Annotated in this window: 15 protein-coding genes and 1 pseudogene; 14 read left to right on the forward strand and 2 right to left on the reverse strand. The window is 59.7% G+C overall.

Going from position 1 to position 11,602, the window contains the following annotated elements:
• The first annotated feature begins 608 nt into the window (after nucleotides 1–608).
• The 6 genes from RUW20_RS07560 (at nucleotide 609) to RUW20_RS07585 (ending at nucleotide 4,731) form a co-directional block, all read left to right on the forward strand.
• Nucleotides 609–1,892, forward strand: a complete 1,284-nt coding sequence (locus RUW20_RS07560) for a hypothetical protein (protein WP_313951599.1) — start codon at nucleotides 609–611, stop codon at nucleotides 1,890–1,892.
• Between the two features lie 327 nt (nucleotides 1,893–2,219).
• Nucleotides 2,220–2,417: a hypothetical protein gene (locus RUW20_RS07565; protein WP_313951600.1), complete on the forward strand. Its 198-nt coding sequence runs from the start codon at nucleotides 2,220–2,222 to the stop codon at nucleotides 2,415–2,417.
• Nucleotides 2,418–2,452: 35 nt separating this feature from the next.
• Nucleotides 2,453–2,635, forward strand: a complete 183-nt coding sequence (locus tag RUW20_RS07570) for a hypothetical protein (RefSeq protein WP_313951601.1) — start codon at nucleotides 2,453–2,455, stop codon at nucleotides 2,633–2,635.
• 140 nt (nucleotides 2,636–2,775) lie between these two features.
• Nucleotides 2,776–3,171 (forward strand): glyoxalase/bleomycin resistance/dioxygenase family protein, encoded by a 396-nt coding sequence (locus RUW20_RS07575; RefSeq protein ID WP_313951602.1) that lies wholly within the window; start codon nucleotides 2,776–2,778, stop codon nucleotides 3,169–3,171.
• A gap of 215 nt (nucleotides 3,172–3,386) precedes the next feature.
• Entirely contained in the window at nucleotides 3,387–4,049 is a 663-nt protein-coding gene (locus RUW20_RS07580; RefSeq protein WP_313951603.1) for an SDR family oxidoreductase, read from the forward strand.
• Between the two features lie 79 nt (nucleotides 4,050–4,128).
• Nucleotides 4,129–4,731 carry a glutathione S-transferase family protein gene (locus tag RUW20_RS07585; protein WP_313951604.1) on the forward strand — a complete coding sequence of 201 codons (603 nt, stop codon included), beginning with the start codon at nucleotides 4,129–4,131 and terminating at the stop codon, nucleotides 4,729–4,731.
• 109 nt (nucleotides 4,732–4,840) lie between these two features.
• Here the strand turns inward: RUW20_RS07585 and RUW20_RS07590 are convergent, their stop codons facing one another.
• Nucleotides 4,841–5,050, reverse strand: coding sequence for a hypothetical protein (locus tag RUW20_RS07590; RefSeq protein ID WP_313951605.1), 210 nt, complete (start codon nucleotides 5,048–5,050; stop codon nucleotides 4,841–4,843).
• On the opposite strand from RUW20_RS07590, the gene RUW20_RS07595 reads away from it, so the two are divergent.
• The 5 genes and pseudogenes from RUW20_RS07595 (at nucleotide 5,051) to RUW20_RS07615 (ending at nucleotide 7,345) form a co-directional block, all read left to right on the forward strand.
• Nucleotides 5,051–5,299: a hypothetical protein gene (locus RUW20_RS07595; protein ID WP_313951606.1), complete on the forward strand. Its 249-nt coding sequence runs from the start codon at nucleotides 5,051–5,053 to the stop codon at nucleotides 5,297–5,299. It abuts the gene before it with no gap.
• Between the two features lie 210 nt (nucleotides 5,300–5,509).
• Nucleotides 5,510–6,202, forward strand: a complete 693-nt coding sequence (locus tag RUW20_RS07600; RefSeq protein ID WP_313951607.1) for a tail fiber protein — start codon at nucleotides 5,510–5,512, stop codon at nucleotides 6,200–6,202.
• Between the two features lie 522 nt (nucleotides 6,203–6,724).
• Nucleotides 6,725–6,907 (forward strand): phage tail protein, encoded by a 183-nt coding sequence (locus RUW20_RS07605; protein ID WP_313951611.1) that lies wholly within the window; start codon nucleotides 6,725–6,727, stop codon nucleotides 6,905–6,907.
• Nucleotides 6,894–7,031: pseudogene (locus tag RUW20_RS07610) on the forward strand (type II toxin-antitoxin system RelE/ParE family toxin); the annotation flags it as partial. The gene RUW20_RS07605 and the pseudogene RUW20_RS07610, both read left to right, overlap by 14 nt.
• A 23-nt stretch (nucleotides 7,032–7,054) precedes the next feature.
• Complete coding sequence (locus RUW20_RS07615; protein ID WP_313951612.1) at nucleotides 7,055–7,345, forward strand: HigA family addiction module antitoxin; 291 nt, start codon at nucleotides 7,055–7,057, stop codon at nucleotides 7,343–7,345.
• Between the two features lie 31 nt (nucleotides 7,346–7,376).
• On the opposite strand, the gene RUW20_RS21660 is transcribed toward RUW20_RS07615, so the two are convergent.
• Complete coding sequence (locus RUW20_RS21660) at nucleotides 7,377–7,643, reverse strand: hypothetical protein (protein WP_409559325.1); 267 nt, start codon at nucleotides 7,641–7,643, stop codon at nucleotides 7,377–7,379.
• A 260-nt stretch (nucleotides 7,644–7,903) separates the two neighbouring features.
• On the opposite strand from RUW20_RS21660, the gene RUW20_RS07625 reads away from it, so the two are divergent.
• From RUW20_RS07625 to RUW20_RS07635, 3 genes are all read left to right on the forward strand, one after another.
• Nucleotides 7,904–8,161, forward strand: a complete 258-nt coding sequence (locus RUW20_RS07625; RefSeq protein WP_313951608.1) for a DUF4242 domain-containing protein — start codon at nucleotides 7,904–7,906, stop codon at nucleotides 8,159–8,161.
• Between the two features lie 88 nt (nucleotides 8,162–8,249).
• Nucleotides 8,250–11,237 (forward strand): helix-turn-helix transcriptional regulator, encoded by a 2,988-nt coding sequence (locus RUW20_RS07630; protein ID WP_313951609.1) that lies wholly within the window; start codon nucleotides 8,250–8,252, stop codon nucleotides 11,235–11,237.
• 156 nt (nucleotides 11,238–11,393) lie between these two features.
• Nucleotides 11,394–11,602, forward strand: a 209-nt coding sequence (locus tag RUW20_RS07635) for a hypothetical protein (protein ID WP_313951610.1), incomplete at its 3' end; no start/stop codon positions are given.

Consider the following 11,602-nt stretch of genomic DNA (forward strand, 5'->3'; position numbering starts at 1 on the left):
ATCATCGGGTCGTCTTCGACCAGTAGCACACGCATCGTTTTCTGCTGAGAGAGGAAAGGGTCGCCGCCCGCGACGAAGGTGCCAGTCGGGGTTGGCATGGTCACGAGTCCGGGTAGGGTAAGTGGGCGAACAATCGGCTGTCAATTGGCGAGTCCGTGTGTGATCTCATCGGCGCGGGGAAGGCTGCGGGGTTGGATCGGCGCCGGGTCACCTAGCAGGCGCCGGTTGACCTGTTGCTCCGTGGTTATCACCTCCACAGCAGCAGCTCGGGAAGTTAACGGCTAGTGTGGACCTCGATGGCGAACAAATAATCGTACCCAGTAGACATTGGCTTGCTCGCTTCGTATGCTTTCGTACTGGTAGAGAATACGTTCGCGCAACCGATCGAGCAAGTGCGGCCGAGGGTCGGGATCGCCGTTGGCGACCGTGAGTGGTTTCACAGGATCGGACAGGCTGTACATACGTATCGCATAGCACCGAAGAGCATGATTGCAATGAAAATTTCGCCTGTTTCCCCGTCACTCTCGCCCGGCAGCGTGCTGGTTTACGCAGCAAATGTGCTGTCGATAACACTTTAGCTGTAAAACCGATATACGGAAGTCATGACAATGTCTGGCAAAAAGAAGACCGCTGACGTATTCGGGATTAACAGCAAGGTACGTCCAGACTCTTATGTTGATCGTGGTGACCTTGATGAAACAATAATAAGGCTGCTCGGACGCAACACGCATATTGCTTTGAAGGGCGAGTCTAAATGTGGCAAGTCATGGCTTCGTCAAAAGAATATCCCAGATGCCATAGTTGTTCAGTGTCGCTTGGGGCGAGGCGCCATTGATATCTATATCGATGCTCTTTCACAACTAGAAGTTCGGTTCATTGTAAGCGACAAAACTACGGGTAAAGTCGAAGGTCGTGTTGAAGCAAAAGGCGCTCTTGGTGAAGGACTCATCGCTAAGGTATTCGGGCTTACAGGAAGCCTGTCGGCTGGGGGTTCCGCAAGCCATTCCAGCGAAAAGTCGAAGGAGTTGGTCGGACACGACATAAATGATCTTAGATATGTCGCCGCGCTTGTTCGCGAAAGTGGACGGCGGCTCGTAGTAGAAGATTTTCACTACCTTTCCGTTGATGAAAGGCGAAAACTGGCATTCGATCTAAAAGCTCTATGGGATTATGGCTTATACGCAATAATTATAGGCGTATGGAGTCAGAGCAACATGCTGATTTACCTAAACCCAGATTTGTCTGGTCGGATAGAAGAGGTGTCTGTTTATTGGTCTAATGATGATCTGAAACGTATTTTGGAGCAAGGTGGGGATGCTTTAAATATAACGTTTGAAGAACAATTCGAGGATGCTTGCGCCAGATTTAGCTACGGAAACGCAGGGATACTACAAGCACTTGCTCTGAAATCCCTTGATGCTTTGGGAATTGTTGAAGAAGTTGATGGTCATTCTGCAATTAATGATGAAGCAGCGCTACAAACTGCGGCTTTACACTATGCAGATCAATTGAATGCCTTATATCAACAATTTGCCAAACGTGTTGCGGGTGGCATCAGAACGCGTCAGGATTCAACTGGGATCTACGCACACGCAATGGCAGTAATTGTCGAGGCGCCAGATAAATTGTGTCTAAGAGGTATTCCGCTGGAACACATCTACCAAGTAGCTCACGCAAGGGAAAATAGAATTCAAAAAGGAAATCTGCGTACGATACTTGAAAAACTTGAAGGTCTCCAAGTTGACAATGAAGGGCGCGGCCTCGTTGTGGCTTATAACGAGGCAGAAGGCGAAGTCACCGTCGTCGACAGGCAGCTTCTTCTATATCGTCGATTCTGTACAGTTAGTTGGCCTTGGGAGGATCTCATTGAAGAAGTTCAGATGGGCAGCTAACAAGGCGAATGCACTCGGACGTTAAAAAGCGTCGCTCCGCTCTGTTTTTTGCCGCCGGTGATTTGCGGCGTAAGGCTGCACACAAAACCGCCGGAACTCATCTGCACTTGGACCTACCATCAAAGACTTTCTCTCCGAAGGCAACTGAACTCCGGGGAAACGTAAGGACGTAAGACATTGCCACGGACTAGAAAGCACTTCGGGTCTAGTAAGAAGCCCTTGGAGCGGATTCGTCGGACTAACCAACCCGCACCAGGCTGGACTCACCGCGCCGCAGCAATTGTAGCCGACTCTTCAAACGAGGACTACAAAACACTGAGAAGCCTCTTGCTTATCGCTGCCGCCATATCTATTGTGGCGACATTCTTGGCGATCAATCGCTTCTTGGCAGCGAAAGAATCAAAGGGGCCAGGCTCACAATTAATTCCGAATGCGGAAGCCCTGGAGAGCAGCCAGCGTCCAATAAAAGCAATAAGTGAAGGAGTAGAAGGGGGCAGAGTGATTGCAGGTTTCAATCTACTCTGACCCTTCTTGCTAGATTCAACCCGAGAAGAAGCCCCATGCCAGGTCCAGCAAAAGCAGGAGCGCTGATCTACGCCAAAGATCTCGAGCGGCTTTCACACTTCTATCAAACGCTGTTTTCGATGCGGGTGCTTAGTGCCGACAGTGAACGCCAAGTGATCGAGTCTGCGGACATTCAACTGGTCATTCATGCTATTCCGCCGCGCATTGCGAGCAGCTAGCGGGGTCAGAGCGAGCTAGCGGGGTCAGTGCTAACATTCCAGCATTTCCGAGCTGAGGGCCAATAGGGTCAGAGTGATTGCAGGTTTCAATCTACTCTGACCATTTTTGGTTACTAGCTTCCACCCGAGAAGAAAGTCCCATGCCAGGTCCAGCAAAAGCAGGCGCCCTGATCTACGCCAAAGATCTCGAGCGGCTTTCACACTTCTATCAAACGCTGCTTTCGATGCAGGTGCTTTGTGCCGACCGTGAGCATCACGTGATCGAGTCTGCGGACATTCAACTCGTCATTCACGCTATTCCGCCGCGCATCGCAGCAAGGTTCTCAATTGCCACGCCGCCGGTGCCTCGCGAAGAACAGAGCCTCAAACTCTTCTTCACGGTTCCAAGCCTCTCTGGTGCAGAGACCGTTGCTGCTTCGCTGGGCGGTGCACTGTTCGGCCAGGAGTACGCGGGGCCCGGCTTCAAGGTTCGCAATGGCTACGATCCCGAAGGCAACATCTTTCAGGTTCGCGAAAACCGGGATACCTCATGCTGACCCCGCCATCGAGGGGCTGCCCAAAAGGCTACGCTTTTCGGTCACCCCGCACGTCAAACGTGTGCGCCGGGCGTGGCGCGTCTGGCTTCTGATTTCAAACTGTCCTATCCTCGCCGTTGATGACCCTATCTTTTCCTGCCGAGAGGGAGGGCAAGGGCTGCCAGCGAGGGTCACTTACCTGCTGGGTTCGAGGCGGATCAAAGAGGAGGAATGGTATGGGTGTTTCAGTCGTTACAGGTGCAAATCGTGGGATCGGTCTCGAACTCGCACGGCAGCTCAAGGCACGCGGAGCGATCGTCGTTGCGGTGTGTCGCAAGAGCTCGCCGGAGCTCGACGCGCTCGGCGTGCGTGTCGAATGTGCGATTGACCTCACTGAGCCAGCCGCGTGGTCGAAGCTCGCCGAGCGCCTCGCGCACGACGACATTGACCTCCTGGTCCAGAACGCCGGCCTGCTCATTGCCGACTCTCTTGAAGATGTTGCTGTCGACGCGGTGCGCGCGCAGTTCGACCTCAACGCCATCGCGCCGCTCTTTCTCACGCGGGCGCTCGCCTCGCGCCTGCATCCGGGCTCGAAGGTCGCGCTCATCACCAGTCGCATGGGCGCCATCGGCGACAACAGCTCCGGGCGCTTGTACGGCTACCGTATGAGCAAGGCGGCGCTCAATGCGGCCGGTGTCTCCCTGGCCCACGACCTGAAAGCGCGAGGGGTCGCCGTCGTCATCCTGCATCCGGGCGCGGTACGCACCGAGATGACTCGCGGCCAGGGCATGATCGAGACGGATGAGTCTGTTCGCGGGCTTTTGCAGCGCATCGACGAGCTTGAACTCGAGACCAGCGGACGATTCCTGCACCAGAATGGCGAAATCCTGCCGTGGTAAGACCGCGACCCGGGCCCCCGGGAGTGCTGGCAAAGCGTATGTTCACCACAGCCGGCTCGAACTCTCAGAAAGGTGACAAATGAATAAGCTGAAGCTGACCTATTTCGACTTTTCCGGCGGACGGGCAGAGCCTGCGCGCCTGGCGATGCATATCGGGGAAATTCCGTTTGAGGACTATCGCTTTGCGCCTGGCGATTTCGCCGAGGTCCGTAAGGCGACACCGCTGAATCAGGTTCCGACCCTTCACGTCAATGATGTGCAGATCACCCAAAGCGACGCGATTACGCGCTATGTCGGAAAGCTGGCGGGCCTGTATCCCGAGGATGATTTCCAGGCCTTGTTGTGTGACGAAGTGATGGGCGTGCTGGAAGACATCAACATCAAGATCGGGGCGACCTTTGGCCTGCAAGGCGACGGCCTGAAGGATGCTCGTGAGGCCCTGGTGGCCGACGCATTGCCCCGCTACTTGCGATGGCTCCAGACGCAGCTTGATAGCCACGGCGGAGAGTTTTTTGCCGACAATCGCCTGACCATCGCCGATCTCAAAGCCTTGGTTATCCTACGCTGGCTAAGTTCCGGGAACCTCGATCACATTCCCGGCGATTTGCTTGAGTCAGTGGCACCGAAACTCAAGGACTATGTGAATCGTCTCGCCAAGCTTCCTGCCATCGCCAAATTCTAGGCAAATTGCGCTTCATCGTCAGGCGACAATCGACCAGCCTCTGCCGGACCGAGTGAAGACTACTTCTATAGGTCGTTGCCCGCAGGGCAAGCGGTCGTCCCCTGGGCGTTCAATTGGCGAGCTTTCTGGCAACTTGATCGTGACGAAAGGGCTTGTCTCCCACCCGTTGCAGCAGTTGGCTACGCGTCTCGACGGCCGGCTCGAACGCCAGTGTCAAAAGGGCCAGAGCGGTCTCAGTTCCTAAATCCCTCTGACCCTTTTTGTAGTCGTTGCGACCACGAAAAATTGCGCTCAAAGCATTGGCGAGGAGATCGTGCAAATGTCTGCCGATAGCAAATATTGGTTTCCGGCTAAACGTTACGGTTGGGGTTGGGGTCCGCCTACCAATTGGCAAGGCTGGACGGTTATTGCCGTTTTCGCCGCGTTGGTCCTCGCAGGTGCAATCGTGCTGCTGCCGAGCCGAGGTCCAGTCACATTCATCGCCTATTCGGTGTTGCTCTGCGTCGTTCTGGTTGGCGTGTGCTGGCTCAAAGGTGAGCCGCCAGGTTGGCGGTCACCTTCAGAATGAGGACTACCAAAAGGGTCAGAGTGATTTCAGTTTTCAATTCAATCTGCCCGTCTTGGTACAACCCAAGCTGCGCGATTCGGTATCAGCTCCCATCAATCTGCCAATCGACAGACAGGACGTTCCACCACAAGACGAAGCAGTTTGAGCCTCACCACCTTCCAGCCAAGTTCGGTAGTGGTTTTCACTCATTACACTAGCAAGGAATAGTCAATGGACACGTCCCTCGGACAGATTCAGCTCTTCGCCTTCAACTTCATACCCAAGAAGTGGACGCGTTGCGACGGGAAAATTCTTCAGATCAGTCAACACGCGGCCCTCTTTGAGCGCTTGGGCACAACCTATGGTGGCGATGGACAAACCAGTTTCGCGCTGCCCAACCTGGTCGGCAAGGAGCCGATTCCCGGCTCCGCGTACTTCATCTACGTCGAGTCGATCGTGGCGGAGGATGCGCGTCGGCAGTTCATTCGGGAGATCCGCGCGATCGACCGAGACACGATGCCCCCGGCTTGCGTTATGTACAGGCCTGAGACCCGCGTCGCCTCGGAAAAGCTCTACGGAGTTGATGCGTCCAGCAGCAATGCCTGGGTGCAGGTCAAATCCCTGCCGATGGAGTACCGCTCCGACACCCCGATAACCTATGACACCTGGGGCCCCATCCCCCTCGGCGAGGTTTCGTCCCAGCACCCAGATAAACTGTTTGTCGGCTTTCAAATGCTCAAACAGCCAGAGTACTACCTCTACGAGTGGGGACTGAGCAGTCGCCCGCTACTCACTTCATCCCAAGACATGGTTTTCCGTGTCAAGCCTGCTCGCGGCTTGGTCGTGGATGACCCACACTGGTCCATGGTCTGGTACTACATCGATGCAAAGGACTACCAGGCCTTCGTCGACGAAGGCTCGTGACCGAGCCTGGGTCCGCGACCCTCACGGACTTGGCATGAACGGGTTGCCGCGCGGCGGTCCCAGAAAACCGTTGCTGCCCTGCACGTGTCCAGGTCTTGCCGCTTGTCAGCCGCTGACAGTTCTATGCTTGCCCGTGGCGCTTGCGGCGAAGCCCGGCGGACAAGCGGGGTGGCTGCTCCATAGTGCCGTTAGAATGTCGGAAGCGGTTGCCCCTCAGCGCTTCAGTCCAGCGCGGTCTATCTTCCGCGAACGCGCCAGCGGGTGGAGCCGGTGCTGGCAGCGTGGCAGATCAACGCTATTCGTTCGCGCGTAACCCAAGCTGCGCGATTCCGTAGCAGTTCTCCTCAATCGGCCAATCGACAGACAGGACGTTCCACCGCAAGACGAAGCCGTTTGAGCCTCACCACCTTCCAGCCAGGTTCGGTAGTAGTTTTCACTCACCACACTATCAAGGAGTATTCAATGGACCCGTTCATCGGACAGATTCAGCTCTTCGCCTTCAACTTCGTACCCCAGGGTTGGATGCTTTGCGATGGGCGGATTCTTCAGATTGGTGAAAACGATGCCCTCTTTGCGCTCTTGCAAACAACGTATGGTGGCGATGGACAAAGCAATTTCGCGCTGCCCAACCTGGCCGGCCAGGAGCCGATTCCCGGCGCCAAGTACTGCATATGCGTCGCGGGCATTTTCCCCCAGAGGATGTAGCCTGGAAGCCTTGAGTGGAAACCGTGCTGGCCAGCACAGCATCCGCATCAACGACCAGTGGCGAATCTGCTTCATGTGGTCGCCTTCCGGGGCGGAGAGTGTTGAAATCGTCGATTACTGTTAGCGGCTGCGTAGACCCGCACAAATCTGGCGGCACTAAATGGCGGCGAGATTTTGCGCGAAGAGTTTCTCGGCCCGCTGGGGATGAGTGCCAACGCGCTGGCGATGGCACTGCATGTTCCGGCGCCGCGAATCAACGACATTGTGCGCGAGCGGCGTGCCGTATCGCCGGATACAGCGCTGCGTTTGGCGCGATTCTTCGATACCAGTGCGCAGTTCTGGCTCAACCTGCAGACGGCCTATGACTTGAAGCTGGCCGAACAGCTGGCCGGCGAGCGGATCGCCATGGAGGTTCGCCCGCTGCCGCATGCGGCGTAGTCTTCCTGATGGAACCTTGGGGCCAAAACAGCTACAGCAAGCACCGTGGCCAGAAAGCAGGCGCACCTGCCACACCCAATAGACAAAGTTTGATCTTTCTGTGATCGAGGACTATCAAAAGGGTCGGCGTGATTTCAGTTGTTAACTCACCCTGATCTTTTTGGTAACCGTAAGCAGTGGTCGCCGAGCCCGTTTCGGCTGGCTGGCCGTCGCGCACCCGGTCGACCGTATAGCCATCCTGGCGGCGGCCCTGCTCAACGCTCTTGCCGATCATCGGGTCGTCTTCGACCAGTAACACACGCAGCGTGTTCTGCTGACCGCGGCGAGTGGCCAATGGCCGGAAGGAACCAGCCGTTCCCCGCAAGGACGAGGCGTTCCGGGTGGGTGAGTGGGCGAACCATTGGCTGCGCTTGCCCGTCGCTTGTATGGCGTCCAGCCGTCGCCCTCCCGGAATGCCCGGCTTCAGCGGTGGCGGGCAGGGCTGGGAAAAACCGCTCGATTGGTATAGTGTGGTCCGTCGCTGCGAAGGTTTTTTCCCAAACTGGAGGAGAGAAGCCAATGGCCATGTTCGTCATCGAGCGCAATTTCGCCGAGCAGATGCAGCTCACCAATGATGCCGCACGCCTGATCTCCGAAATCAACGAGGATGCTGGCGTGCACTGGCTGTTCTCCTTCCTGTCGGCCGACCAGAAGAAGACCTATTGCCTCTACGAGGCGCCGAACGCCGACGCCATTCGCGAGGCAGCGCGTCATGCTCATCTCCCCGCCGACGTCATCGTCGAGGTGACCGAGCTGCGGCCGGAAGCATTTAGCTGAGCGCAGTGCCCGTGCGGCAAATGGTCGGCTGCCACCGAGGCCAGCGGACATCTCCGGATCTGCAGCGCCGGTCTGCAGCCTGATCCGGATGGAAGCGCAAACCGAACGTGTGTTCATCGGTCGACAGCGCGAGATCGAGGCGCTGGATCTCGCCCTGGCATCGGCGATTGCCGGGCAAGCAGGCGTCGTCCTGCTCGCCGGAGAGCCCGGGATCGGCAAGACGCGCACGGCGCAGGAGATTGCCGCGCACGCCAGCCAATGCGGCGTCCTGGCACTTTGGGGACGATGCCCAGAAGAGCCCGGCGCACCTCCCTACTGGCCGTGGCTGCAATTGATCCGGCGTTACGTCGCGCTGCATGATCGGCAGGTGCTGGACGAAATCATCGGCCCGGCCGGCGCGCAGCTCGCGGCACTCGATCCTGAACTGGCCGGCCGACTCTCCGACACCGCCCCGCGGCTCGTCGAAACCGAGCCAGCCAGGGCGCGCTTTCGCCTGTTCGATGCCATCGCCGGCTTCTGGCGACGCGCTGCCGCGCGCCAGCCGCTGCTGCTGGTGATCGACGATCTGCATTGCGCCGATGTGCCATCGTTGCGCCTGCTTGAATTCCTGATGGCCAACAGTGACGGCAGTTGCCTGATGGTGCTCGGCAGCTACCGCGATGCGGAAGTCAGGCGCCAACACCCCCTGGCAGATACCCTGAGCCAACTGCACCGGAATGCACCGGTGCAACGCTTCCTGCTGGGCGGCTTTTCCCTCGCCGAGACGACGCGTTTCGTCGCCGTGGCCGCCGGCATCGCCTCCCCAGAAATGGCTGCCGCCCTGCACGAGCGAACCGCCGGCCATCCCTTGTTTCTCGCCGAACTGGCGCGCGAGCTTCGGCAGTCTGCTGCTGCGGTTTCGGCAACTGCTGGTCTCAGCTTGCCGGTCGTGCCGCGGGGCGTGCGCGAGGTGATTGGCACCCGCTTGAACCGCTTGACGCCGCCGGGCGTGCGTATCCTGCAGACCGCCGCGGTCTTCGGCCGCGAGTTCCGCCTCGACCTGCTGTGCCGGGTGCTCGACGAGCTCTCCGAAGGGCAGGTGCTGGCCACGCTCGAGGAGGCCGCAACGGCGAGCCTGATCAGCGAATCGGCCGAGCAGGACTGCTATCAGTTTGCGCATGCACTGGTACGCGACAGCCTGTACGACGAACTGCCCGCCAGGCGACGCGCGGCCCTGCACCAGAAGATCGGCGCGGCGCTCGAAACGCACTACCAGGACGACCTGACGGCCTGCTTGTCCACCCTGGCGCACCACTATCACGCCGCCGGTTTGCCTGGCAATGCGGCTGGCAATGCGGCTGGCGATTCGGTCAAGGCCATCGAGTACGCCAGCCGCGCAGCCGAGCGGGCAACGGCGATGCAGGCGCACGAAGAAGCGTCGCGCCACTACCTGCGCGCCTGTGCGGCGCTGCCGCTGGGGACTGCTGGCGACCCCCAGCGAGGCTCGCTGCTGCTGGGCCTGGGCCATGCACAGAACAGTGCTGGCGCCAGTCCACTGGCGCTGGCCACCTTTGCCCAGGCGGCGGACTGCGCCCGGCGTCTGGGCGACGCTGCACTGCTGGCGGACTCCGCGCTGGGCTTCGCCGACACGCAGTGGCGCTTGGGTATAGAAGGGTCGACCGCGGTGGCGCTGATCCGCGAGGCGCTGGGGCAGGCGTCACTGAGCCATGCCCATGCTCATACCCGGAGCGCGCTGCTGAGCGCCTTGTGCCAGGCCTTGCTGTTCACCAATCAGCCTGACGAGGCCGAGACGGCATTCCGTGAGGCGGTGGCCATCGCCCGGCAGCTCGACGACCCGTTGGCCTTGTTCAGGGCGCTGTGCGCCATCCTGCCCGGGCGCTGGTACCCCGATCGGTTGGCACTGCGCATCGCTGCGGCACGCGAGGCGGTCGAACTCGCCCGGCACGTCGATCATCCGACCTGTGCGTCGTCCTACCTCGCCGGCTGGCACACCGGCGACTTGATGGAGATCGGGGATACGGCAGCCGCCGCCGCCAGCGCGCAATTCCATCTGACCACTGCCAGGGCGAGTCGTGAGCCCTTCAACGAGGCTGCAGCCCTGGCGGCGCTGGCGATGGTCGCCACGCACGAGGGCCGCTTTGCCGATGCCGAGCCACTGGCAGCCGAGGCGCTGCGTTGCGGCAAGCGTTTCGACCGCGCCAACGCCGCCGGCATTTTCGGCGCCCAGATGTTCACCTTGCGGCGGCACCAGGGACGCTTGCGCGAGCTGGCGCCGGTTCTCCAACGCTTTCTCGCCCACGATTCGCAAGCGGCGACGTGGCGTCCCGGCCTGGCGATAGTGCACTGCGAACTCGGTGCCCACGACGAAGCGCAGGCGATCTTCGAGAGCCTCGCCATCGGCGGCTTTGCCGGCATCGCGCAGGACGCGATCCGCATCGCCAGCATCGCCTATCTCGCCGAGGTCTGCGTCTGGCTGGAAGACGGCGAGCGCGCGCTGATCCTTTTCGACCTGCTGCTGCCGTACGCGGGGCGAAACATCGTTTTCGGCGCCCACACCGCCTCTTTCGGTGCCGCGGATCGCCTGCTCGGCATGCTGGCCACGACCCTGGAGCGCTGGGACGTGGCACAAGCCCATTTCGAGCAGGCCCTCGTCGTCGATGAACGGACCGGTGGCCGGCCCTGGCTGGCCCAGTCGCGCTGCGCCTTCGCCGCGATGCTGATGCGCCGGGTGCGCGGCGACGACCTCCTGCGCGCGCAGCCGCTGCTCCAGGCAGCCCTCGACGAGTCGCGCACGCTCGGCATGCGGGCGCTCGAGGAAAGCGTTCTGGCCTTGCAGCAGCACGGGGCAGAGGGCGGGATGCCGGAGCCGGTGGTGGCCGGGTTGTCCCGACGCGAGGTGCAGGTGCTGCAACTGGTGGCCGCCGGCAAGACCAACCAGGAGATCGCGACGGCGCTGTTTCGCAGTCCGAATACGGTCGCCAACCATGTCAGCAACATCCTCGGCAAGACGCGAGCGGCCAATCGCGCTGAAGCGTCGGCCTTCGCCGTCCGCCACGGGCTGCTGGCGCCGAAATAGGCGAAATGGTCAATCCTGACTATTGCGTGGCGCTCTGCCGACGCCGCAGACTGTTCCGCTAACGGTCATGACATGTCGAGATACCCCAGATCATGAAAGTCATGACCGTCCCCCTCTTCCCCGGCCCTTCTCCCGCGCTGGGGAGAAGGGAGATTCGTGAGTCGCGTACGCGACTTTCACATTAACAGCGTGGTTCCCCGGCCGCTGCGCGATGCAGGTCAACGCCAGGCCGGTGTAGTGGGTCTGGACGTCTTGCGTCATCCGGGCAGCGGCTGGCCTGGCCTGCTCCGGCGCGACGCTGTCGAGGCCATTGGAGGAGTTTCCACCATGGCAATCGAACTGAAGGCCGCCGACGGCGGCACGGT

The organism is Accumulibacter sp. (genome assembly GCF_032229525.1).
In the GTDB taxonomy this organism is placed as follows: Bacteria; Pseudomonadota; Gammaproteobacteria; order Burkholderiales; family Rhodocyclaceae; genus Accumulibacter.